We start from the raw sequence: 21703 nt of genomic DNA, 5'->3' as shown, positions 1-21703 counted from the left end.
ACCTATTTGTCGGGGGGTCGAACGACCCTCGATTCGAGAAGGCCGATTTTACCCCGGAATGGTTGCAAAATGCACGGAATAACTGCGCTTTCCGGCGGTTTCACAGCCTTTCCGGCGGGCGGCGGGCCCGCGCCGGCTTCCCGGCCAGGGTTATGCCTCGGCGCCGGGGAAAAAGCTAACGCAGCGCCTCCGCCAAGGCTTCGAGAAAGGCGTCGCCGTAACGCGCGACTTTCCTCTCGCCGACGCCGTGCACCGCGAGCATGTCGTCGAGCGTCGCCGGCCGCTTTTCGGCCATGTCGATCAGCGTGCGATCGGCGAAGACGACATAGGCCGGCACGCCTTCCTCCTGCGCAAGTTCGCGCCGCTTGCGCTTGAGGGCCGCGAGAATGCGATCCGTCGTCTCGTCGAGGCCGGCGGCGGCTTTTTTGCGACGGTCGCTGCGCGTCAGCGGATCGCCGCGCAGCATGATCGTCTCGCGGCCGAAGAGAATTTTTTCGCCCTTTGGCGTGAGGGCGAAGCCGCCATGTTCCGCGCTTGCAGTTCGCAGCGCGCCGGCGGCGAAGAGCTGACGCATGATCGACGACCATTGCGATTTGGAGAATTCCTTGCCGACGCCGAAGGTCTTGATCGCGTCATGCCCATGCCGGCGCACGGCGTCGGTCGTTTCGCCTCTCAGCACGTCGGCGATATGTCCGGCGCCGAAGCGCTGGCCGGTGCGATAGATGGCGGAGAGCGCCTTTTGCGTCGGGATGACGCCGTCGAAAACCGCGACCTTGCCCTGGCACACGTCGCAGCATCCGCAAGGCGCGGCTTCTTCCGCGAAATAGGCGAGCAGCGTCTGGCGCCGGCAGCGTGGCGTCTCGCACAGCATGGCCAGCGCGGAGAAGCGGTCGTGCTCGATGCGGCGGCGCTCCTCGCTCACGTCCTTTTCGTCGATGCGCCGGCGCAGGAAGGCCATGTCGTCAAGCGAGTAGAGCGTCAGCGTATCGGCCGGCAGCCCGTCGCGGCCCGCGCGCCCGATCTCCTGATAATAGCTCTCGACGGACGACGGCATGTCGGCATGTGCGACGAAGCGCACATCCGGCTTGTTGACGCCCATCCCGAAGGCGATGGTCGCGACGGCGATAACGCCGTCCTCGCGCAGGAAACGGTCGCCATTGCGATTGCGCGCCGCCTGATCCATCCCCGCATGATAGGCGAGCGCGTCGTAACCTTGCTCCTGAAAGTAATCCGCAAGGTCTTCGGTGCGCTTGCGCGACGAGCAATAGACGATGCCGCTCTCGCTTTTGTGTTTTTCGAGAAAGTGCGAGAGCTGGCGTTTCGGCTGGTCCTTCAGAGCGAAATTAAGCGCGATGTTGGGCCGATCGAAACTGTGCAGGAAGAGCTGTGGCGGCGAGGGAAAGAGCCGCCTGGCGATGTCCTCGCGCGTCGCGGCGTCGGCCGTGGCGGTGAGGCCGATCGCCTGGATGTCGCCGAGCGCTTCGGCGGCGCGACCGATCTCGCGATATTCGGGACGGAAATCATGGCCCCATTCCGATACGCAATGGGCTTCGTCGATGGCGAGGCGTCGCGCCCCGGCGCGGCGCAGATCGGCGATCAGCCCGTCCATCATCAGGCGCTCGGGCGAGACATAGAGCAGTCGTAACGCGCCGTCTCGCATCGCGCGGCGGGCTTCGTCATTCTCTTGTGCGCCGTTCATGGAGTTGAGCGTCGCCGCCGCAACGCCGAGCGCCTGCATCTGCCGCACCTGATCGCGCATCAGCGCGATGAGCGGCGAGACGACCACGGTGAGCGCGCCTTCCATGATCGCGGGAAGCTGATAGCACATGGATTTGCCGCTGCCGGTCGGCATGACCGCGAGCACCGGCCCGCCATGGAGCACGGCGACGATGATCTCGGCCTGACCGGGGCGGAAGTCGTCATAGCCGAAAACCGATTTGAGCAGGACGCGCGCCTGCGGGGGAAGCATGGCCATGGCGGCGGGATAGCATGGGAGAGGCTCGCGCGGCGATCAGGAACGCAAGCTGCGGACCAGCCAGATCGATTCGGGCTTCGACGATCGCGGAGGAGGTCAGGCTTTCTCCACTTTCCCCGGCGTCACCCGCAAGAGCTGGGCGCGTCCCTGCAATGACGCAAACAGCAGCGGGTCCGCGCCCGTCATCCATATCTGCCCGCCGAGCGTTTCAAGCTCCTGAAACAAGGCTTCGCGGCGCGTCACGTCGAAATGCGCGGCGACTTCGTCGAGCAGCACGAGCGGCGTGAGTCCCGTCATGGCGGCGACGAGGCGGGCGTGCGCGAGCGTTAGACCCATCAGCAGGGCTTTCTGCTCGCCGGTTGAGCAGGCGCGCGCGGCTTCGTTCTTGGGGCCATGGCGCACGGCGAGATCGCTCGCCTGCGGGCCCGTCAATGTGCGCCCGGCGGCGGCGTCACGGCGTCGTGATGCGGCGAGTTCGCCGCGGTACCACTCCTCCACCGCGAGCGCCGGATCGAGCGCCAACCGCTGCTCCAGTTCGCCCTCGATCGTCACGTCCGCCCAAGGAAAAGGCGAGGCGTCGTCGCGTCCGGCGGCGATCAGCGCGACGAGCCGCGAAACGGTTTCGCGCCGCGCGGCGGCCACGGCGACGCCGAGCGCGGCGATCTCCTGCTCGGCGGCGTCGAGCCAGCGCCGGTCGGCGACGCCTTCTTCGAGAAGCCGGTTTCGGTTGCGCAGCGCCCGCTCCAGCCTGTTGGCGCGCGCGCCGTGCTCGGCGTCGACGCCGAGCGCCAGCCGATCCAAAAAGCGCCGTCTTTCGCCCGCCGCGCCTGAGAAAAGTCCATCCATCGCTGGCGTGAGCCAGAGCGCCCGCACATGATCCGCGAAGGCCCGCGCAGAGCTCACAGGCATGCGATCAACGCGAAAAAGCCGCTCGCCTGACGGCGTCAGCCCGTGGCCGAGCTGCGTCGCCACCCCGTCGGCCTCGACTTCGATCGACACGGCGAACCCGCCGGCGCCGCCGCGTCTCGCGCATTCGGCGAGTTCCGCGCGGCGTAGGCCGCGGCCAGGCGAGAACAGCGACAGCGCTTCAAGCAGATTGGTCTTGCCCGCGCCATTCTCGCCAAAGAGCGCAATGATCGTCGACTCGAAGCGGCAATCGAGCGCCGCATAGGAGCGGAAGTCGCTGAGCGTCAGGCGGCGCACGCGCGGCGCGCTTTTTATCGCAAGGGTCATCATGACGCCGTCGCGTCAAAGCGACGCGGCGCCTTCGCGTGAGCGATCATTGTGGCCGGGAAACGCGGCGGCCCGGCGAGAGGATGGCGTAGCTGTGGGGACCTGTGTAGGAGGTCATCACGGCTTCGATCAAGGGTTCGTCCGATCCTTGCGCCGTTGACCAGTCGACCGTGAAACTTGCGCCGGTGCCGCCGCGAACGTCGTCTTGCGCAATGGTGACCTGCGATGAAGCGTAAGGCTTCAGATAGATGGGATCATTCAGGTAGCTTTCGATCAACTGACCCGAGCCGCTGCGGTATTCGATCTTTTCGATTGCGAGAATATTCGTCGCCGAGGCGTTGTGGATCGAGAGCGCGCCGGAGAAGTTCAGCCGCGTCACGCCGCCTTGCCCGATGAGCGTCGAATGCAGCGGAATGAACGTGCGCCCGCGAAGCGCGAGTTTCTCCGCCGGAGCTGATGTCGTGGCGTCGGGGCTGACGATGACGGGCTGAGCCGACGGCAGCGGCGACCGAGCCGCGCACTCCGTGACGAAAGCGCTCACGACCAGAGCGAGCGCAAGAACACGCGGGGCAAGAACACGCGGGGCAGGGCTAAGCGGCATCGCGCACACCTTTTCCTTTCGACTCGACATATGCGGCGCCGGCGCACACTAGCACCGCGCTGCGAAAGGTCTAATCGAATGTCATTCGCCGTAGGGGCCGACGTTGGGCATGCGCGACGAGGAGTCGCATCGCTGAAGCCTAACGCGTTTCAGTCATTCTTGAGGCCAGCGAAGCCGCGTTTTAATCGGGAGAGACCATGCTTGTCGGCCTGGCCCTGCCGGAAAGCGTCGCGCGCGACCTTATCGCAGAGCGGCGCATGTTGGCGCAAGCGTCCCGCGAGCGGAAAAGCTCTCCTGATTGGATGAGCGAAGTCGTTTGGCCTTACGCATAAAATCTGTATTCTCCGCCTGCGGCGATCGGAGTTTTTTCAGTGGCGGGCGTGGGTTGTGCGCGGAGCCTTAAGGCCAAGCGCGTCTTGCTGATCGTCGGCGGGGGGATCGCCGCGTATAAATCGCTGGATCTCGTGCGGCGCCTGCGCGAGCGCGGCGCGCGGGTGCGCGTCGTCATGACGGCGGCGGCCAAGGAGTTCGTGACGCCGCTCGCCTTCGTCAGCCTCGCGAACGAAAAAGTCTACGACGATCTCTTCTCCGCGACCGACGAGCAGGAGATGGGCCATATTCAGCTGTCGCGGGACGCCGATCTTCTCGTCGTCGCCCCCGCGACGGCGCATATTCTCGCGCGCGCCGCGCGCGGTCTCTGCGACGATCTTGCGACCACCCTGCTGCTCGCGACCGACACGCGCGTTCTTTATGCGCCGGCGATGAATGTGCGCATGTGGCTTCACCCCGCAACCCAGCGTAATGTCTCGACGCTGCACGGCGACGGCGCTTGGTTTGTCGGCCCAAACGTCGGCGACATGGCCTGCGGCGAATATGGACCCGGGCGCATGAGCGAGCCGCTGGAGATCGTCCAAGCAATCGAGACCGCGCTGAAGCAGGACACCCGGCTGCCCGCGCCCGAAGGCCTGCTGACGCGCGGCGGCGCGCTCGAAGGGCTGCATGTCGTCGTCACCTCCGGGCCCACCCATGAGCCAATTGACCCGGTTCGTTACATCGCCAACCGCTCGTCAGGGCGGCAAGGGCACGCCATTGCGGCGGCGGCGGCGCGCGCAGGGGCGCGCGTGACGTTGATCTCAGGGCCGGTCGCCCTCGCAGATCCCCCTGGCTGCGAGACTATACATATAGAGAGCGCGCGAAACATGCTGGCCGCGGTGGAGGCCGCGCTTCCGGCGGATATATTCGTCTCCGCAGCGGCTGTCGCCGATTGGCGCGCGGAGCCGGCGGTCGACAAGATCAAGAAAGGCGAGCGCGGCGCGCCAAGCCTGTCGCTTGTCGAAAATCCCGACATTCTTGCGAGCGTCTCACGCGGACCGAACCGTCCGCGCTTGGTGGTCGGTTTTGCTGCGGAAACGCGCGACCTGATCCGCCACGCGCAGGAAAAGCTCGCCCGAAAAGGATGTGATCTCATCGTCGCCAACGACGTCAGCGAGGGGACCGGCGTATTTGGCGGGGCCACGAACCAGGCCCACCTCGTCTCGCGAGGGGGCGTCGAAGATTGGCCGCGGCTTCGCAAGGAAGACCTCGCCGAGCGGCTCGTGGCGCGCCTGGCGCAGATGATCGGCGGCGAAGCGTCATGAAAATCGCGATCCGCCGACTGCCGAACGGCGATGGTCTGCCGTTCCCAGCTTACGCCAGCGAAGGCGCGGCGGGACTTGATCTTCACGCCGCGCTGGCGCCGGGGCAAAAGCTGGTGCTGGAGCCGGGCGCCCGCGATGTCATCCCCACAGGGCTCTCGATCGCTCTGCCTCGAGGCTATGAGGGACAGGTTCGCCCGCGATCGGGCCTCGCCGCTGAGCATGGAGTCACCGTTCTCAACGCCCCGGGCACCATCGACAGCGACTATCGCGGCGAGATCAAGACGCTGCTGATCAATCTTGGGGGGCAGCCCTTCGAGATCGTTCGCGGCATGCGCATCGCCCAGCTCGTGATCGCGCCGGTGGCGCATGTGACGCTTGAGGAGGTCGACGATCTCGACGCAACGACGCGCGGCGCCGGCGGCTTCGGGTCGACGGGACTGACCGGAGAAGGCGCGTGATGAAGCTCCTGCCGCGTACCGCTCGCTTCGCGCTCATGGCGACGCTCGACGTGGCGCTTCATGCGCGCGGTCGACCGGTGTCGTCAAAGCAGCTCGCCGCGCGTCACGATCTTCCCCCGCGACGCTTGGAGACGGTCCTGCAGGCCCTGGTGAGAGCGGGGATTCTCAAAAGCGTAAGAGGGCCAGCGGGGGGCTATGCGCTGGCCCGCGAGAGGCGCCGTCTTTCGGTCGGCGAGATCGTTCGCGTCGCCTTGCGCGCTGAAGAGGAGGCGCCGGACGTGGCGCCGCCGCTGCTCTCGGCGGTGCTGGAGCCGATCATCGCTGAAGCCGAAGAAAGCGCGCTCCGGCAACTGGACGACGTGACGCTCGACGATCTGCACGCCCGCGCGGTCACGCTCGGTTTTGGAGAAAGGGCGGACGCGAGCGGCGATTTTGAGATATGAAGCGCGCGAGCCGGCGAAGTCGCTGGACTGGCGAGGTGGCGCGCATGACTTATGACACGATTGCAGTCGAGACGCAGGGCCGAGTCGGACTGATCCGTCTCAACCGGCCTGAAGCGCTCAACGCGCTGAACGCGCGGCTCATCGCCGAGCTCGACGACGCGCTCGCGAAGTTTGAATCCGATGACGGCGTCGGCTGCGTTGTCCTCACCGGCTCCGAGAAGGCCTTCGCCGCTGGCGCGGACATCAAGGAGATGCGCGACAAGGGCTTCGTCGACGCCTTTCTCGACGATTTCATCGGCCGGTGGGACGTCGTGGCGCGGGCCCGCAAGCCCATCATCGCCGCCGTCTCTGGCTTCGCGCTGGGCGGCGGCTGCGAAATCGCGATGATGTGCGACTTCATACTCGCGGCCGACACGGCGGTATTCGGCCAGCCGGAAATCAAGCTCGGCGTGATTCCCGGCGCCGGCGGCACGCAGCGGCTGACCCGCGCCGTCGGCAAGGCCAAGGCGATGGATCTCATACTGACGGGTCGGATGATGGGCGCCGAGGAGGCCGAGCGCGCCGGCCTCGTCGCGCGGATTGTCCCGGCCGCCGATCTTCTCGCCGAGGCGATCAAGACGGCCGCGACGATCGCGTCTATGTCGCTTCCCGCGGTTCTCATGGCCAAGGAGGCGGTCAATCGCGCTTTTGAATCGACGCTCGCCGAGGGAATCCGACATGAGCGAGGGCTTTTCTATTCACTTTTCGCGACGGGCGATCAAAAGGAAGGCATGAACGCCTTCGTGGAAAAGCGGAAGCCGGCCTTCGCCAATCGATAGGGCGGCCATTGACGAAAGGCGGCCGTCGCGCTTATAAACCACGCCACTTGGCCGCGATTTCGCGGCCGTTTGGTTTTTGGGCGGCATCGCCGTCACTTTCAAGGACACGCAAAGCATGGCCAATACGAGTTCGGCCAAGAAAGCCGTTCGCAAGATCGCCCGCCGCACTTCGGTCAATCGGGCGCGTCGCAGCCGTATGCGCACTTTTGTGCGCAAGGTCGAGGAGGCGATCGCCTCGGGCGACGCCTCGGTGGCGGCGGACGCGCTGCAAAATGCCGTGCCGATCGTGATGCGCGCCGCACAGCGAGGCGTCATTCACAAGAACACGGCCTCGCGAAAGGTTTCGCGCCTGACCGCGCGAGTGAAGGCGCTGGCCGCACAAGCATAGAGAATTCGCCGCGCATAACGTAGACGCAGCATTTATGGAGCCCGGCGAGAGCCGGGCTTTTTTATTGCGCAGGACGGCGACGGCAATTCGTCGCATGAAGCGCAGATGACACGGCCAGGAATTTTTTTTCGCAGCAATAAGTCGTGATCATTCAAAATTCTCCCGATTCAATCTCTTGCAATCAAGCTGTCACGAACGGGAAATAGCGCGGGCACTTGACACTATTTTTGGCGCTTACTCCGCGCGCAGCGGTCGCCCCGACGCGCATGTCACCCGCGGAATTTTAAGAGCGGCGAATCATCGGCTTATCGTCGAAGATGAAGAAAGTTCACGGCGCCACGCGACAAAAGTCCAATCATTATGACAGATTTAATTGCGAGCGTCGTTGCGCGTGATGGCGCTGACGTGTAGCTTCGAAGGGTCGAACGAAGGGCGGTCGGCGTCAGTTTTTCATGGGCGCGCAATAGTGAGGGGAACGACCTGCGTTCCCCGGCGCGGATGGGGCCCACAGAGCGAGACGCATTGCCGCCTTCCAGCCGTTCGGCTTGAAAACTCAAGTGATCAGTTCGCACGGGCGTAGAGTAAATTCCGTTTCCTGCGACGCGCATCAATCCGGGATTCTCGCTGATCCCGGACCAGGGGAGAGCTTTGCCATGGCGAAGGGGCGGTTGGCCGAGACAGTCCAGGGAGCGCGCAGCGTCAACGATCGCATCAACATGCGGTCGTTCGGGACGTCTTGCGGCGTCTGTTTCACGCAAGACGCCAGCGTCGGCAGATGCGCGCGGCTCGCGATTGGGCCGCCTTCAAGAGTGTTGATTTAGCGCCGTTCGCGGCGGCAATTACTCGATCCAACTAGGTTCCTTTCGATCAGCGCCAGCGGCGAGATTCGCCGAGGGCTCCCTTTCTGGCGCTCGTTTCGGAAAAAAGGTCTGATATGTCCGATCATAGAGAACAATTGGCAGACGACGGAGTAACCGCTGAAGATCGCTCGAAATGGGACCGAGTCCGACACAGACTGAGGAGCGACCTCGGCGACGCGGTTTACAATTCCTGGTTCACGCGATTGGAGCTCGAGCGTATCGACGGCGGCGCGGTGCATCTGACGGTGCCCACCAAATTTTTGAAAAGCTGGGTGCAGTCGCACTATGCGCCGCGCATCAAGGCGCGCGTCGCGAGCGAATTCTCGAAGGTCGAGCGAGTCGTCATCGACGTACGTTCGCCTATGCGCAAAGCGCGCTCGCGTGAAGACGGCGCAGATCAGGTCGAGTCCAACACGACGCACTGCGCCGCGCGCGCCGTCGCGTCATTCGCGCCTGCTCTCGAAGCGGCCAACGAAGGAAATGCGCGCCGCGCCGCTCGCCCGATGACCATGCGTCACGACGCCGACGCATTCGTCGGCTCGCCGCTTGATCGTCGGCTGTCCTTCTCGACCTTTCTCGTCGGGCCGTCGAACCAGCTCGCCTACGCGGCCGCCTGCCGTGTCGCGGAGGCGCGCTCCGGCGATCTTCCGATGTTCAATCCGCTCTACGCCCATGCGGCGGTCGGGCTCGGCAAGACGCATCTGCTGCAGGCGCTCGCGCATGCGTCGAACGACAACCGCCGCCATACGATTTATCTGACGGCTGAGCGCTTTATGAGCGGCTTCGTCTCTTCGCTGACCACGCATACGTCGCTGGCGTTCAAGGAGAAGCTGCGCGGCATCGACGTGCTGATCATCGACGACGTTCAGTTTCTCCAAGGCAAATCAATCCAGCAGGAATTCTGCCACACGCTGAATGCGCTGATTGACGCCGGCCGTCAGGTCGTCGTCGCGGCCGACCGGCCGCCGTCCGAGCTCGACACGCTCGACGAGCGCGTGCTGTCGCGATTCAAGGGCGGGCTTTGCGTCGACATCGGCCCGCTGGACGAGTCCTTGCGCATCAAGATCCTCGCCGCGCGCATTGCATCGGCGAAGGAGTCGCAATCCAGTTTCCACGTGCCGCCGGAGGTCATCTCCTACGTGGCGCGGACGATCGCGACGAACGGCCGTGATCTTGAAGGCGCTGTCAATCGGCTTCTCGCCCACGCCACGCTGACCGGGGCGCCGCTGACCGTCGAGACCGCGGAAACGGCCATTCGCGATCTCGTGCGCACACAGGATCCCAAACGCGTCAAGATCGACGATATCCAGAAGCTCGTGGCGAGCCACTACAATATTTCACGCTCCGACATTCTGTCGTCTCGGCGCACCGCCAATGTGGTGCGGCCTCGGCAGATCGCCATGTATCTCTCGAAAGTGCTGACGCTGCGCTCGCTGCCGGAGATTGGCCGTAGATTTGGCGGCCGCGATCACACCACGGTGCTGCACGCGGTGCGGAAAATCGAGGAACTCGCCTCCAAGGACAAAGGGCTCGCCGAAGTCATCGAACTTCTGAAGCGCATATTGAGCGAGCAGTAGACAGCGTCGCTCGGCTGGGTTCACGCGTCATGCGTGACGCGTTCCGTCGGGCGCACGTCGGCGCCGGATCTCTTCATCGTCCGGTCTTCACCGTCGTCCACAATCTGGTGATCAGTTTCTGAACCGTCTGATCGGGCGCCGTGACGGTAAACAGGCGCCGCATGGTGAGGTCGTTCGGATAGACCGACGGATCATTCGCGACCGCCTTGTCAATCAGCGGTCGTGACGGCGCGACGCCATTGGCGAAATTGGTGGCGATCGAATTGCGCGCGGCGATGTCTGGTCGAAGTAGATAGTCGATGAAGAGATAGGCTTCCTCGAGATGGCGCGCATCCTTAGGGATCGCGAGATTGTCCAGCGACAGGAGCGAACCTTCGGTCGGTATCACGTAAGCGATATCGACGTCGGTTCCGGCTTCGCGGGCGCGATTGCGCGCTTGCAAACTGTCGCCCGACCAACCGATGGCGACGCAAATGTCGCCGTTCGCCAGCGCATTGATATATTCAGAGGAATGAAATTTCTTCACATAGCGGCGCAGACTTCCTAAGAGACCGGCGGCTCGCGAAAGGTCCTTCGGATTTTTCGAATTGGGATCGAGCTTCAGGTTGTTGAGCGCGATCGCGAACATGTCCTCCGGACTGTCGAGCATGTAGACGCCACAGTCGGCGAGCTTCTTTAAATTTTCCGGCCGCAGGACCTGATCCCAGCTCGTTATCGGCTTGCCAAGCCGCTCCTGGACCTTCGCGACATCGTAAGCGACGCCCGTCGTGTACCACATGTAGTTGATGGCGTAGCGGTTGCCCGGATCGAAACGCGAAAGTCTGGAGTCGATCTCGGGCCAGACATTGCGCGCGTTGACCAGCTTGCTTCTGTCGATCGGCTGCAGCACGCCCGCTGCAATCTGCCGCTGGAGGAACGTCGCCGACGGCACGACCACGTCGTAGCCGGTGTCGCCGGCAAGAAGCCGCGCCTCGAGCATTTCGTTCGAGTCATAGGTGTCGTAAATGACTTTGATTCCGGTCTCTCGGGTGAAGTCCTCGAGAACGCTTGGATCGATGTAATCGCTCCAATTGAAAATGTTGACGGCGCGCTCTGCGCCCAGGACGGGCGATATTGCGGCGACGAGCGAGAGGAGGCATGCGAGAAGAAGCCGTTTCATGCGCCAAGCCTGTAGTGGATCAATGGGGCGAACCTATCACGGTTGCGCGCGCTTTGGCGACGCGCCATGCTGGGTGGAGCGGGCGACACGCCAGCGGAGACACTATGACCGCGATCCTCGTAGAAGGCGCGACGGCGCTCGAAAGCCGCGCCGACGTGACCAAATGCGTGGCCCGTGGCGCCCGGCGCTATCTGAGGGCCTGCGGATTTTCGATCGTTTGCGAAGCGCCCCTGCCGAACGGCCGACGCGCCGATCTCATCGCGCTCGCATCTGACGGGGGCCTGCGCATCGTCGAGGTCAAGTCGAGCTACGCGGATTTCCGCGCGGATCTTAAATGGCCGCAGTATCGCGGCTTTTGCGATCGGTTCTATTTCGCGATTCCCGCATCGCTCGATCCGGCGATTTTTCCAAATGATGCGGGCTTGATCGTCGCGGACGCCCACGGGGCGCTACTGACGCGCGAGGCGCCGGCTTTCCCCCTCGCGCCCGCTCGTCGACGCTCGATGCTGTTACGCTTCGCGGCGATGGCGGCGGACCGTTACTGCCTGCTGGCCTTCGGCGACGAACAGGCGAATTAAAGTCGTCAGCGGGGCGCACGCTTGGCGAGAATGCGTTGCAGGGTCCGGCGGTGCATGTTGAGCCGCCGCGCCGTCTCCGAGACATTGCGGTCGCAAGACTCGAAAACCCTCTGGATATGCTCCCAGCGCACGCGGTCGGCGGACATGGGATTTTCTTGAGCGTCGGGTTTATCGACCTGCGTCGCCATCAACGCGTGATAGATTTCGTCGGCGTCGGCGGGCTTCGCCAAATAGTCGAAGGCGCCGAGCTTAACCGCGGTCACCGCGGTCGCGATGTTGCCGTAGCCGGTGAGGATGATTCCGCGCGCGTCGGGACGTGACGTCTTCAGCTTTGAGATGACGTCGAGGCCATTGCCGTCGTCAAGCCGCATGTCGATGATGGCGAACGCCGGTGGGTTCGTTTCAAGGGCGGCAAGACCCTCGGCGACCGTTTCGCAGGGCGTCACCAGGAAGCCGCGGGCCTCCATCGCACGCGTCAATCTGCCAAGAAACGGCTTGTCGTCATCCAGGATCAGCAGTGAACGATCCTGTGGCAGCGCTGGAACTTGCTCAGGTTCCGAGACGCCTTCTCGATCCGCCTTCAATTCTTCGGTCGACATCGTGCGTTTCCAACCCTGATTTTTGTCAAATCTAGCTTATCGCCAGCGTCGCGTCGATTCTATTTGTCCTGTTGGGGAAGCCTTGGCCTGGCCGCGGCGGGCTCGAGCGCGGCGCGCGGCCAAGTGATTTTAGCGATCGCGCCAGTGCGCGGCGGAGAAACATTCATTGTTTCGACTGTAGCGCCCGAGCGCTCCAACAGGGTTTTGGCGATGAAGAGGCCGAGGCCAAGCCCTGACTCGGCATCGTTTTTCGTGCGCCGTTCGAGCGGCCGACCCCGCAGATAAGGGTCCCCAAGACGATCAAGAATGTCTGGAGAGTAGCCGGGCCCGTCGTCCTGAATGGCGATCGTCACGTAGCTTGAACTCCACCAAGCGTCGATCTTCACACGTGAATGGGCGAAGTCCATCGCGTTTTCGACAAGGTTGCCCAGCCCATAAAGAATCGCTGGATTACGCGCCAGCACCGGCGGGTCGGAGGGTCCATTTTTGGAAATTTCGACCTCAACGCCGATCTCACGCTGCGGCTCAACCACTTCCTGGATCAGCGTGTCGATCGACAGCAGATTCATCACGCTGCTCTGGTCCGTTGCGCCAAGCGAGGCCAGCTTGCCCAGGATCTCCCGGCAGCGCGCCGTCTCCTGCGCCAGAAGCGCGAGGTCGTCGCGCAGCGCCGGCGCATTCTCTGGCAGGGAATTCTGCAATTCTTTGATGATCAGCGTAATGGTCGCGAGCGGGGTGCCAAGTTCATGCGCGGCGGCGGCGGCGAGGCCGTCGAGTTGCGAGAGGTGCTGCTCGCGCTCGAGCACCAATTCCGTCGCCGCGAGCGCGTCGGCGAGGAGCCGCGCCTCGTCTGACACCCGCGCGGCGTAGATGCCGATGAACGCCGCGCTGAGCGCGAGCGCCGCCCAGACGCCGGTGCGGTAGAGGATGGGGAAAGTCAGTTTTTCGTCGGCATACCAGGGCAAAGGATAATATTCGACCGTGAGCACCGTCGCGACCGCGATCATGACGATGCCGAGCAGCAGCGTCAGGTTGCTCGGCAGCGACACGGCGGAGATGATCACCGGCGTCAAAAACAGCATCGCGAAGCTGTTCGTCAGTCCGCCGGTGAGATAGAGCAGAAATCCCAGCTGGATGATGTCGTATCCCAGCAGGACGGCGGCCTCGACGTCGCCGAGGCGGAAACTGCGCGGCGTGCCGAAGCGCATGCCGATGTTGAGCGTCGCCGACGCCGTGATGAAGACGAAGCAGAGGCCGACGGGAAAATCGAATCCCAGAACGAAATAGACGCCGATACATGCCGCCGCCTGACCGGTGATGGCCACCCAGCGGAGCATGAGCAGCGTCTCCATGCGCAGGCGCCGCGCGTCATAATCATATTCGACGGTTGTCATTTCAGTAATTCCATGGAGCGCTGCTTCCGGCTCGTGTCACAATCCCACGCCGCGCGACGCGCGCCAGATGCGCCACTGTCGCCGCAGCGGCGAGGGTTCGCCAAGCGGGCGAAACGGATCGTAATCGCTTCGCGCCAGCCGCTCCAGATAAAGTGGAGCGATGGCGCACGGGAGCAGCGCGGCGCGGGCGGGTCCGAGATCCACGGCCAGCCGGCGCGCCCGCTCGTAGTGGGAGCGCGCCTGCGCGTGCAATTTCCTCACGATCGGACCAAGCTCGCTGCGCCGGCCTGAGGCTCCGCCGTCATGCGTGAAGGCCTCGTCCGGCAGGAATTTCTCCTGTTGGGGACCCTCAGGAAGAGCGCGCAAGATTCGCGTGAGGCCGAGCGCGACTCCCGCCTCATCGAAAGCCCCCGCCGACGGGGCTTGAAGATCAGCGCCGAGAATTCGCGCCGCCCAGCGAATCGGGGCCGACGTCGTAGCGCGGCAATAGTCTTCCAGCGCCGTCCAGCTCGGCATCGCATCGTCGTAGAGATCGAAAATATGCGCCTGCGCCAGCGCGACGAATTCGCTGCGGGGCAGGGAGAATCGCTCGATCGTGTCGATCAGCGCGTCGGCCAGGGGATTGGCGCGCACGCCTTCGCCTTGCGCGGCGTCGGCCTCCAGCGCGTCGACCCACCACTGCAGCCGCATCTCGCCGAGCAGCGGTTGCGTGACCTTGCCGCTGACGTCCGCCGTTTCCTGGGCGAAGGCGTAGAGCGCATGAATGTGCGGGCGCGCGTCCTGGGGTGCAAAGAGGCAGGCGAGCCAGAGGTCGCGATCACGCGCGCGCAGCAGTTCCTCGCATTGCACATAATGCTCCCGCGAGGCGGCGGTCATGATGTCACACGGCGATCAGCAGCGCGCCGACGCGCCGATTCTCGTCGACGAGAACATTGTAGGTCCGCACGGCGGCTCCCGTCGCCATGGTTTCGCAACCGACGCCCGCCGCGCGCAGCTTCGCACGCAGGCCGCCGGCAAGCGGCAACAAATCCTTCCCGGTGCCGACAACAAACACGTCGAGGCCGCCGCTTTCGGAAAGCGCGCTATCGATCATAGAATCGTCGATCTCCGCAGCGCTGGTCAGAGGCACGGCGCGCACGCCGGAGGGCAGCGCGAGAATAGAGCCGCGGTGGGACATGTCGGCGAAGCGGAAGCCGCCGCCGCCATAGTCATCGATTTTGTGACGGCCGGGAACATAGCCGCCGGACCCGCCCGTCAAGCCGGCCTCGTCTTGGCGCGTTTGCCGGACGCCTTCCGAGAGGGCGCGGACGCTTTTTCGGCGGACTTCGGCGGCGCGGAGAGCGGCGCTTCCGCAACGTCCTCGCGCGCGGAAACTGCTGCGTCGGCCTTGCGCTCCGTCTCGTGCTTCTGCGCCGCCTTGTCGGCGTCTTCATTGCGCAGCCCGAGATAGATCAGCATCGGCGAGCAGATGAAGATTGACGAGTAGGTCGCGACGAAAATGCCCCAAATCATCGCGACCGAGAACGAGCGGATCACCTGGCCGCCGAAGGCGACGAGCGCGAACAGCGCAAGCATCACCGTCGTCGCGGTCATGATCGTGCGCGGCAGGACGGCGTTGATCGACATGTCGACCATTTGCGCTGTCGGCAGTTTCTTGTATTTGCGCATGTTCTCGCGAATTCGGTCGAGCACCACCACGGTTTCGTTCAGCGAGTAGCCGACGATGGTCAAGATCGCGGCGATCGATGTGGTGTTGAATTCGAGCTGCGTGATCGAGAAAAAGCCGACGGTGAGCAGCAGATCGTGCATCGTCGCGATCACGGCGCCGATCGCGAACTGCCATTCGAAGCGGAACCAAAGATAGGTCAGCACCGCGATGATCGACAGCACGACGCCGAGCGTGCCCGACTGCACCAATTCGTTTGAGACGCGCGGGCCGACGACCTCGACGCGGCGCAAATCATAATATCCGCCGACGGCGCCACGCACGCGTTCCACCGCCGCCTGCTGGGCGACGTCGCCGCCGGGCTGCAGACCGAAGCGCAATGTGGCGTCCGCCGGATTCCCGAAGGCCTGCACCTCGATGTCGCCCAGCTGGAGGCCTTCGCCAAGCGTGCGCAGCGTGCCGACTTCCGCGGCGCCGGATTTCGCGCGCAGTTCGATCACCGTGCCGCCGGCGAAGTCGATGCCGAAATTCATGCCCTTGAAGACGAAGAGGGCGACCGCGATCAGCGACAGCACAGCCGAGAATGGATAGCTCACGCGGCGGAACCGCATGAACGGGAACTTGGTGTTCTCCGGAGCGAGGCGCAGAAGTTTCATAAATGTCGCCCCTTCAGATCGGCAGTTTCGTCGGCCGCGCGTAATGATACCAGACGGCGATCATCATGCGCGTCATGGTCACCGCGGTGACGATGGTCGTCAGAATGCCGAGCGCAAGCGACACGGCGAAGCCGCGCACAGGTCCCGAGCCAAGAAAATAAAGGATCGCCGCCGCAACGAACATGGTGACGTTGGAGTCGACGATGGTCGCGAAGGCGCGCGTGAAGCCCGCGTCGAGCGAGGCGAGGATGGAGCGCCCGGCGTGATTTTCCTCGCGTATGCGCTCGTAGATCAGCACGTTCGAATCGACCGCCATGCCGATCGTCAACACGATTCCGGCGATGCCCGGCAACGTCAGCGTCGAGCCGAGCAGCACAAGGCCGGCGAAAATGAAGGCGATGTGCACAAACAGCGCGAGATTGGCGAAGACGCCAAAGACGCCGTAGGTGACGAGCATGTAGACGACGACGAGGCCCGCGCCGACATAGGCGGCGCGTTTGCCGGCGTCGATCGAGTCCTGGCCGAGTCCCGGACCGACGGTGCGCTCTTCGACGATGTTGAGCTTCGCCGGCAGCGCGCCGGCGCGCAGCAGGATCGCGAGATTGTTCGCCTGTTCAACGGTGAAGCGCCCGGAAATCTGGCCGGAGCCGCCGGTGATCGGCGTCAAGATTCGCGGCGCGGAAATGATCTTGTTGTCGAGGATGATCGCGAAGAGGCGCCCGACGTTCTTGGAAGTCACTTCGCCGAAGGCCTGGGCGCCGCGGATGTTGAAGCGAAAATTGACGACCGGCTCGCCACTTCTTTGCTGGTCGAATCCCGGCTGCGCGTCCGTGAGATCCTCGCCCTTGACCATCACCTGCTTCTCGACGCCGAGCTTGCCTTCCTGTTCGACCTGATCGAGTTCCTCGACTTCCGACGGATTCTGGCCGGGATCGGCGACGAGGCGGAATTCGAGCTTCGCGGTTTTGCCGAGAATTTCCTTGAGCGTTTCGGGGTCTTGAAGGCCCGGCACCTGCACCAGCACGCGGTCGTCGCCCTGACGCTGAATGCTCGGCTCGCGCGTGCCGAGGGCGTCGACGCGCCGCCGAATGACTTCGATCGATTGCTCGACGGCCTTGCGCGACTTGTCCGTGATGCCCGCGTCGGTGACGGTCACGCGGATGAGGCCGTCCGGCGACGCCTCGACGTCGAGCGGGGAAGGCCCGCCCATGAGAGCGCCGCTGAAGCTGTTGCGCAGCTGCCGCAATTTTGGAAGGACTTTCTCTCGATCCGCAGGGTCGGCGACGCGCACCTGTACGCCGCGCGTGGTCGTTCCGATGCCGCCGGAGATGGCGACCTTTTCTTCACGCAGGATTCGGCGCACGTCGTCGCGCAGATTTTTCACCTGCGTGCTGATGAGATCCGCCTGATCCACTTCGAGCGTCACATGCGAGCCGCCCTGCAGGTCGAGGCCGAGCACGATGGTCGGAGGCGTAAGCCAGGCGGGCAGGCGCGACTTCAACTCTTCATAATGGGACGGCGACAACATGCTCGGCGCGACGACAAGCACCGCAGCGACAGTCATCGCCACAATGGCGAGAAATTTCCAGGTCGAGAATCGCAGCATTGTCCTGCTATCGGCTAGTGATCGAAAGGATCCGCGTCAGCTCTGCGAGCCGGATCCGGCGTCTCCGGGCTTGCTGTCGCCCGCCTTGCCGTTGCCGGTCTTGACGTCGCTCGACTTGGTTTCAGCAGACTTCGCCGACTTTCCGCCGCCTTTGGCTCCGCCAGTCTTGGCGGTCGGCGGCGTCTCCTCCCTTACGGGTTCGCCCTTGGCGCGCACTTCGGCGACGGCCGTGCGCAGCATGCGCACCCGCACGTTGGGCGCGATCTCGACCTCGATTTCAGCGTCGTCGATGGATTTCGTCACCTTGGCGACGATTCCGCTCGTGGTGACGAGCGTGTCCCCGCGTCGGACGTTGCGCAGCTGCGCGAGCTGCTCCTTCTCGCGTCGGGAGCGCGGGCGGATCACCAAGATGTAGACGATGCCCATCACCACGAAGATGGGAATAAGCTGCCCGAGCATCTCCGGCATGGTCGGAGGCTGGTGCGCTTCGGGCGGCGTCTCGACGGCTTGACCCGTCTGGGTGGCGGTCGGCGGATGTGGCGGAGTTGGCGACGCCGGCGTGGAAGGCGCCGTCGGCTGCGCCGGCGGGCTCGCAGGCGTCTCGGCGGCAGGCGGTGAGGGCGTCTGGGCTTGGGCCAAAGCGTCCGGGATCAGCTTCATCGCGAAAATCTCTTTAAAGGGCTCGGAGCCCGACGCGGATTATTTCCAAGCGCCGAACGGGCGCGGACTATAGCCGGTCACTTCACGAAAGCAATGGCGCGCGGCCGACTTCACGTGATGCGCGCGCATAAGCGCGAGCAACCGAATGTGCGGCCACGCACCGCCCTTCGCCGCTGGAGAGCATAGTCAGTGTAAGGCGCCTTAAGGGCGTCTGTGTTGTCAGGAGAAAATCATGTTGAAGAAACTTTCCTACGCCGCGCTTTTGGCGGGAGCGCTTTTTGCCTCTTCCCCCGCCGCCGCAGGCGGCCACTGGCATGGCGGCCATGGCGGCCATGGTTGGCATGGCGGTCATGGCTGGCATGGCGGCCATGGCTGGCACGGTGGCTGGCATGGCGGCTGGGGCCACAGGGGCTGGGGCGGTTACGGCGGCGGCTGCTGGCGCTGGTGGTACGGCCAGTGGCATTGGGTGTGCTGACCAGCTTCGAACCCAAGCAAGAAATCTAAACTCTTCGGCGGCGGCCGAAGAGGCCTCTTGCTTGGCCAACGCCTGAGGCCACTCGAACCGCTGTCGCCGGGCGATGCGCTTTCGCGAGTCCCCCAGTTGCGGCGCCGGAGAGGGATCGCTCGCAAATTGTACAAACGACGCCACATAGACCTGTGGGGTCATGCCTCAGCCCAAGCCTCCGCCGAACCGCGGATCGCTGAGCAATTCAACGGAAGGTGGAGTCATGTCAGCTTTCAAGAACATTTCTGTGGTCGCGGCGCTCATCGGCGCGCTGGCGATGCCCGTTGCGGCCGGCGCCGCGGGCGGCGGCTGGGGAGGCGGCCAAGGCGGTGGCGGTCAAGGGGGAGGCGGCCAAGGCGGCAATATGGGCGGCGGCCAGGGCGGCGGCGGCAAATGGGGCGGCGGCGGCCAGGGCGGTGGCGGCGGCAAATGGGGTGGCGGCGGCCAAGGCGGCGGTGGCCAGGGCGGCGGCGGCAAATGGGGCGGCGGCAGCCATGGTCCCCGTGGCGGCTGGGGCGGCGGCGGTCACCACGGCGGCTGGGGAGGCGGCGGCGGGCGCCATGGCGGCGGGCGTTGGTGGCGCGGACGCTGGTGGGATTACGGCGTGGGCCGTTGCTGGCGCTGGCATCCCTACCGTCAGACCTGGATGTGGGTCTGCGGCTAACGCAGGATTCTTACGCGCGAAGTTGCTGCGCTAGGCCACGCAGGAACTCAAGACAGGCCGCCAACTCGGCGATGTCGATAAATTCGTCGGGCTGGTGCGCCTGGTCGATGCGGCCAGGGCCGCAGACGACGACGGCCACGCCCGCGCGCTGAAACTGACCGGCCTCGGTCGCATAAGGGACGGCGATCGTCCCATTGCGCTTGGCGAGCCGCAGCGCCAGGGTCTCCGCCTCGGAGCCCGGCTGCGGCGCGAGCCCCGGCACCTGATTCTCAATCGTGGTCTCGACGCCGGCATCGGGAAAGCCGACGAAAATCGTTCGTCTTAGAGCCTCGCAATAGGCTTCCAGCCGGTCGTAAGCGAAATTCGCCGGCGCGCCGGGCAACGCTCGAAACTCCCACTGGAATTCACAGTCCTTGGCGACGATATTGCGCGCCGTTCCGCCGTGAATCACGCCGACGTGAATGGTCGAGAAGGGCGGATCGAAGCGACCGCTCGGATCGCCTGCGGCGTGCAACTCCTCGCCGAGGCGCTCCAGCTCGCACACGAGTTTGCAGGCGACATGCACGGCGCTGACGCCGCGATGCAGATTGGCCGAATGGATCTCGAACCCGCGCACGCGCGTCACATAGGTGGCGACGCTCTTATGCGCGTCGGCGACCTCCATCGACGTCGGCTCGCCGACGATCACGGCTGAAGGGCGCGGCAGGTCGGCCCCGAACCGCGCGATGACGTCGAGAGGGCCGAGACAGGTGGTCTCCTCGTCATAACTCAAGAGTATGTGGATCGGCCGAGACAGCCGCGCCGCCTTGAATTCCGGGATCATCGCGAGGCAAGCGGCGTCGAACCCCTTCATGTCCACCGCGCCGCGCCCATAGAGTCGCGTCGCGTCGCGCCGCAGCGTGAACGGATCGGCGCTCCAGGCTTGCCCGGCGACCGGCACGACGTCTGTGTGGCCGGACAGGAGCACGCCGCCGTCAGCGTCGGGGCCGATCGTGACGAAGAGGGCGGCCTTATCGCCGGAGGCGTTCGGCGCGCGCACGAAGCGCACCTCCTGTTCGCGCAGGTAAGCTTCGACGAAATCGATCAGCGGCAGATTGGATTTGGAGCTCACCGTGTCGAAAGCGACCAATCGGGAGAGCAGGTCGATCGCGTCTTCCAGGCGGTCCATCGCGCCGGCCTAATTCAGCGTCGGACGCGACAGCGGACTGTCGAGCGAGAAAGCGGGCACTTCGACGTCGAAGGTTTCGCCGGCGTCGGTGATCATCCGATAGCTGCCCTGCATCATCCCTGACGGCGTGGCAAGCGGACAGCCGGAGGCGTAACGAAACGTCTCCCCGGGCTCCAGCACGGGCTGTTCGCCGACGACGCCCGGTCCGCGCACTTCCTCGCGGCGCCCGTTGGCGTCGATGACGATCCAGTGACGCGACAGAAGCTGCACTCGAACGCGCCCGAGATTGGCGATCTCGATCGTATACGACCAGAAGTAGCGATCCTGGTCGGGGTCTGAGCGATCCGGCAGAAAGTCGGGAAGCGCCGTGACCTGAATATCTCTGGTGATGGAGATGTACATGGATGCAAGATTAGAACGGGCGCCAGCAAAGTGAAATGTTTTTGATTGGGCGCCGATCGGCGCGCAAACGATCACAGACTGTGGCCCAATAGCCACACCAACGGCTTTTCGGACTCATTTCGTCGCGCCGCGACTATCCGCGATGCAGTGAATTGTAAATAGTGGGTTGTCAGTTTTGACCGGAATCAAAATGCGGTTCACGACGCTTCGCACCCTGCTGCTTATCCTGGCCATGGTCGTCCAGACCGTCGCCGGCGGAGCCGGGCTGGCGCGCGCCGCTTCGATCTCTCCCGAAGAGACGCTTGCAGCTCATTGCGAGCAGGTGCGCGCAGGCGAACAGTCCGCGCCCAACGATCGGCTTGGCCATCGGCACAACTGCCAATCCTGCCTCTTATGTGGCGAACCGCCGCCGGCATGGGTTTCGCTGGCCTCGGACCATGTTGTGGCGCTGGGCGAATATGCGCTGATCGACGCGCCCACATATGCGGTGCTGTCGCTCTCCGAGCGATCATCGCGCGCACATAGCGCACGGGCGCCGCCCCTCTCACGCGCCTGAGACCGCTGGCGCGCGCAAGAGCGCGCAGTCCGGTTCTCGATCTGCCGCCCAAAAAGCAGCCTCCATTATCACTGGTCCGCGTGCGCGTTGCGTTCAACGT

At 64.4% G+C, this 21703-nt stretch carries 23 protein-coding genes; 10 read left to right on the top strand and 13 right to left on the bottom strand.

The window, feature by feature from the left end:
• Positions 1–175 precede the first annotated feature (175 nt).
• From recQ to HUN39_RS10180, 3 genes are all read right to left on the bottom strand, one after another.
• Complete coding sequence (gene recQ, locus HUN39_RS10190; protein WP_175094411.1) at positions 176–1975, bottom strand: DNA helicase RecQ; 1800 nt, start codon at positions 1973–1975, stop codon at positions 176–178.
• A 96-nt stretch (positions 1976–2071) separates the two neighbouring features.
• The gene (recF, locus tag HUN39_RS10185; RefSeq protein WP_175094410.1) at positions 2072–3211 is read right to left on the bottom strand and encodes a DNA replication/repair protein RecF; all 1140 of its coding nucleotides are present in this window, start codon (positions 3209–3211) and stop codon (positions 2072–2074) included.
• Between the two features lie 43 nt (positions 3212–3254).
• The gene (locus HUN39_RS10180; protein WP_232366028.1) at positions 3255–3809 is read right to left on the bottom strand and encodes a DUF3124 domain-containing protein; all 555 of its coding nucleotides are present in this window, start codon (positions 3807–3809) and stop codon (positions 3255–3257) included.
• 371 nt (positions 3810–4180) lie between these two features.
• On the opposite strand from HUN39_RS10180, the gene coaBC reads away from it, so the two are divergent.
• The 6 genes from coaBC (at position 4181) to dnaA (ending at position 9990) form a co-directional block, all read left to right on the top strand.
• Complete coding sequence (gene coaBC / locus HUN39_RS10175) at positions 4181–5446, top strand: bifunctional phosphopantothenoylcysteine decarboxylase/phosphopantothenate--cysteine ligase CoaBC (RefSeq protein ID WP_175094408.1); 1266 nt, start codon at positions 4181–4183, stop codon at positions 5444–5446.
• Positions 5443–5904, top strand: coding sequence for a dUTP diphosphatase (gene dut, locus HUN39_RS10170; RefSeq protein WP_175094407.1), 462 nt, complete (start codon positions 5443–5445; stop codon positions 5902–5904). The genes coaBC and dut overlap by 4 nt, the downstream gene beginning before the upstream one ends.
• Positions 5904–6347: an RrF2 family transcriptional regulator gene (locus tag HUN39_RS10165; protein ID WP_175094406.1), complete on the top strand. Its 444-nt coding sequence runs from the start codon at positions 5904–5906 to the stop codon at positions 6345–6347. Before dut ends, HUN39_RS10165 begins: the two co-directional genes overlap by 1 nt.
• Positions 6348–6391: 44 nt before the next feature.
• Complete coding sequence (locus HUN39_RS10160; RefSeq protein WP_175094405.1) at positions 6392–7165, top strand: enoyl-CoA hydratase; 774 nt, start codon at positions 6392–6394, stop codon at positions 7163–7165.
• Positions 7166–7280: 115 nt separating this feature from the next.
• Positions 7281–7553: a 30S ribosomal protein S20 gene (gene rpsT / locus HUN39_RS10155; protein ID WP_014893140.1), complete on the top strand. Its 273-nt coding sequence runs from the start codon at positions 7281–7283 to the stop codon at positions 7551–7553.
• Positions 7554–8487: 934 nt separating this feature from the next.
• The gene (dnaA, locus tag HUN39_RS10150) at positions 8488–9990 is read left to right on the top strand and encodes a chromosomal replication initiator protein DnaA (RefSeq protein ID WP_175094404.1); all 1503 of its coding nucleotides are present in this window, start codon (positions 8488–8490) and stop codon (positions 9988–9990) included.
• 73 nt (positions 9991–10063) lie between these two features.
• On the opposite strand, the gene HUN39_RS10145 is transcribed toward dnaA, so the two are convergent.
• Positions 10064–11149, bottom strand: a complete 1086-nt coding sequence (locus tag HUN39_RS10145) for a polyamine ABC transporter substrate-binding protein (protein ID WP_175094403.1) — start codon at positions 11147–11149, stop codon at positions 10064–10066.
• A 104-nt stretch (positions 11150–11253) separates the two neighbouring features.
• Between HUN39_RS10145 and HUN39_RS10140 the strand changes: the two genes are divergently transcribed.
• The gene (locus HUN39_RS10140; RefSeq protein WP_175094402.1) at positions 11254–11727 is read left to right on the top strand and encodes an MmcB family DNA repair protein; all 474 of its coding nucleotides are present in this window, start codon (positions 11254–11256) and stop codon (positions 11725–11727) included.
• 5 nt (positions 11728–11732) lie between these two features.
• Here the strand turns inward: HUN39_RS10140 and HUN39_RS10135 are convergent, their stop codons facing one another.
• From HUN39_RS10135 to yajC, 7 genes are read right to left on the bottom strand one after another with little or no spacing between them, the layout of a single operon-like run.
• Positions 11733–12326 (bottom strand): ActR/PrrA/RegA family redox response regulator transcription factor, encoded by a 594-nt coding sequence (locus HUN39_RS10135; RefSeq protein ID WP_029651700.1) that lies wholly within the window; start codon positions 12324–12326, stop codon positions 11733–11735.
• 59 nt (positions 12327–12385) lie between these two features.
• Positions 12386–13720: an ActS/PrrB/RegB family redox-sensitive histidine kinase gene (locus HUN39_RS10130; RefSeq protein ID WP_175094401.1), complete on the bottom strand. Its 1335-nt coding sequence runs from the start codon at positions 13718–13720 to the stop codon at positions 12386–12388.
• A 36-nt stretch (positions 13721–13756) separates the two neighbouring features.
• Positions 13757–14596, bottom strand: coding sequence for a phytoene/squalene synthase family protein (locus HUN39_RS10125; protein ID WP_175094400.1), 840 nt, complete (start codon positions 14594–14596; stop codon positions 13757–13759).
• Between the two features lie 4 nt (positions 14597–14600).
• Positions 14601–14978 (bottom strand): Mth938-like domain-containing protein, encoded by a 378-nt coding sequence (locus tag HUN39_RS10120; protein WP_123176343.1) that lies wholly within the window; start codon positions 14976–14978, stop codon positions 14601–14603.
• Positions 14975–16042: a protein translocase subunit SecF gene (gene secF, locus HUN39_RS10115; RefSeq protein WP_175094399.1), complete on the bottom strand. Its 1068-nt coding sequence runs from the start codon at positions 16040–16042 to the stop codon at positions 14975–14977. The genes HUN39_RS10120 and secF overlap by 4 nt, the downstream gene beginning before the upstream one ends.
• A 13-nt stretch (positions 16043–16055) precedes the next feature.
• Positions 16056–17648, bottom strand: coding sequence for a protein translocase subunit SecD (gene secD / locus HUN39_RS10110; RefSeq protein WP_175094398.1), 1593 nt, complete (start codon positions 17646–17648; stop codon positions 16056–16058).
• Between the two features lie 36 nt (positions 17649–17684).
• On the bottom strand, positions 17685–18308 hold the full coding sequence (gene yajC, locus HUN39_RS10105) for a preprotein translocase subunit YajC (protein ID WP_232366027.1): 624 nt from the start codon (positions 18306–18308) through the stop codon (positions 17685–17687).
• Positions 18309–18540: 232 nt separating this feature from the next.
• Between yajC and HUN39_RS10100 the strand changes: the two genes are divergently transcribed.
• Both HUN39_RS10100 and HUN39_RS10095 read left to right on the top strand, forming a co-directional pair.
• Complete coding sequence (locus HUN39_RS10100) at positions 18541–18783, top strand: hypothetical protein (protein WP_175094397.1); 243 nt, start codon at positions 18541–18543, stop codon at positions 18781–18783.
• A gap of 253 nt (positions 18784–19036) precedes the next feature.
• Complete coding sequence (locus HUN39_RS10095) at positions 19037–19477, top strand: hypothetical protein (RefSeq protein ID WP_175094396.1); 441 nt, start codon at positions 19037–19039, stop codon at positions 19475–19477.
• A gap of 10 nt (positions 19478–19487) precedes the next feature.
• On the opposite strand, the gene argE is transcribed toward HUN39_RS10095, so the two are convergent.
• Positions 19488–20645, bottom strand: coding sequence for an acetylornithine deacetylase (gene argE, locus HUN39_RS10090; RefSeq protein WP_175094395.1), 1158 nt, complete (start codon positions 20643–20645; stop codon positions 19488–19490).
• Between the two features lie 9 nt (positions 20646–20654).
• A complete protein-coding gene (gene apaG / locus HUN39_RS10085) occupies positions 20655–21047 on the bottom strand; it encodes a Co2+/Mg2+ efflux protein ApaG (RefSeq protein ID WP_014889499.1) in 393 nt (130 codons plus the stop codon).
• A 190-nt stretch (positions 21048–21237) separates the two neighbouring features.
• On the opposite strand from apaG, the gene HUN39_RS10080 reads away from it, so the two are divergent.
• Positions 21238–21603, top strand: coding sequence for a hypothetical protein (locus HUN39_RS10080; RefSeq protein ID WP_175094394.1), 366 nt, complete (start codon positions 21238–21240; stop codon positions 21601–21603).
• Positions 21604–21703 lie beyond the last annotated feature (100 nt).

The sequence above is a fragment of the Methylocystis silviterrae genome (assembly GCF_013350005.1).
Lineage (GTDB): Bacteria > Pseudomonadota > Alphaproteobacteria > Rhizobiales > Beijerinckiaceae > Methylocystis > Methylocystis silviterrae.
Note: the sequence above shows the minus strand (reverse complement) of the source record. Positions and strands in the feature narration are given on the sequence as shown.

Excerpts from the sequence above, each read along its gene's own strand:
- HUN39_RS10080 (WP_175094394.1), top strand. The coding sequence starts at position 21,238 with ATGCGGTTCACGACGCTTCGCACCCTGCTGCTTATCCTGGCCATGGTC.
- yajC (WP_232366027.1), bottom strand. The coding sequence starts at position 18,308 with ATGAAGCTGATCCCGGACGCTTTGGCCCAAGCCCAGACGCCCTCACCG.
- dut (WP_175094407.1), top strand. The coding sequence starts at position 5,443 with ATGAAAATCGCGATCCGCCGACTGCCGAACGGCGATGGTCTGCCGTTC.
- recF (WP_175094410.1), bottom strand. The coding sequence starts at position 3,211 with ATGATGACCCTTGCGATAAAAAGCGCGCCGCGCGTGCGCCGCCTGACG.
- secD (WP_175094398.1), bottom strand. The coding sequence starts at position 17,648 with ATGCTGCGATTCTCGACCTGGAAATTTCTCGCCATTGTGGCGATGACT.
- apaG (WP_014889499.1), bottom strand. The coding sequence starts at position 21,047 with ATGTACATCTCCATCACCAGAGATATTCAGGTCACGGCGCTTCCCGAC.
- dnaA (WP_175094404.1), top strand. The coding sequence starts at position 8,488 with ATGTCCGATCATAGAGAACAATTGGCAGACGACGGAGTAACCGCTGAA.
- recQ (WP_175094411.1), bottom strand. The coding sequence starts at position 1,975 with ATGGCCATGCTTCCCCCGCAGGCGCGCGTCCTGCTCAAATCGGTTTTC.
- HUN39_RS10125 (WP_175094400.1), bottom strand. The coding sequence starts at position 14,596 with ATGACCGCCGCCTCGCGGGAGCATTATGTGCAATGCGAGGAACTGCTG.
- HUN39_RS10165 (WP_175094406.1), top strand. The coding sequence starts at position 5,904 with ATGAAGCTCCTGCCGCGTACCGCTCGCTTCGCGCTCATGGCGACGCTC.
- secF (WP_175094399.1), bottom strand. The coding sequence starts at position 16,042 with ATGAAACTTCTGCGCCTCGCTCCGGAGAACACCAAGTTCCCGTTCATG.
- argE (WP_175094395.1), bottom strand. The coding sequence starts at position 20,645 with ATGGACCGCCTGGAAGACGCGATCGACCTGCTCTCCCGATTGGTCGCT.
- HUN39_RS10160 (WP_175094405.1), top strand. The coding sequence starts at position 6,392 with ATGACTTATGACACGATTGCAGTCGAGACGCAGGGCCGAGTCGGACTG.
- HUN39_RS10100 (WP_175094397.1), top strand. The coding sequence starts at position 18,541 with ATGTTGAAGAAACTTTCCTACGCCGCGCTTTTGGCGGGAGCGCTTTTT.
- rpsT (WP_014893140.1), top strand. The coding sequence starts at position 7,281 with ATGGCCAATACGAGTTCGGCCAAGAAAGCCGTTCGCAAGATCGCCCGC.
- HUN39_RS10180 (WP_232366028.1), bottom strand. The coding sequence starts at position 3,809 with ATGCCGCTTAGCCCTGCCCCGCGTGTTCTTGCCCCGCGTGTTCTTGCG.
- HUN39_RS10130 (WP_175094401.1), bottom strand. The coding sequence starts at position 13,720 with ATGACAACCGTCGAATATGATTATGACGCGCGGCGCCTGCGCATGGAG.
- HUN39_RS10140 (WP_175094402.1), top strand. The coding sequence starts at position 11,254 with ATGACCGCGATCCTCGTAGAAGGCGCGACGGCGCTCGAAAGCCGCGCC.
- HUN39_RS10095 (WP_175094396.1), top strand. The coding sequence starts at position 19,037 with ATGTCAGCTTTCAAGAACATTTCTGTGGTCGCGGCGCTCATCGGCGCG.
- HUN39_RS10145 (WP_175094403.1), bottom strand. The coding sequence starts at position 11,149 with ATGAAACGGCTTCTTCTCGCATGCCTCCTCTCGCTCGTCGCCGCAATA.
- HUN39_RS10135 (WP_029651700.1), bottom strand. The coding sequence starts at position 12,326 with ATGTCGACCGAAGAATTGAAGGCGGATCGAGAAGGCGTCTCGGAACCT.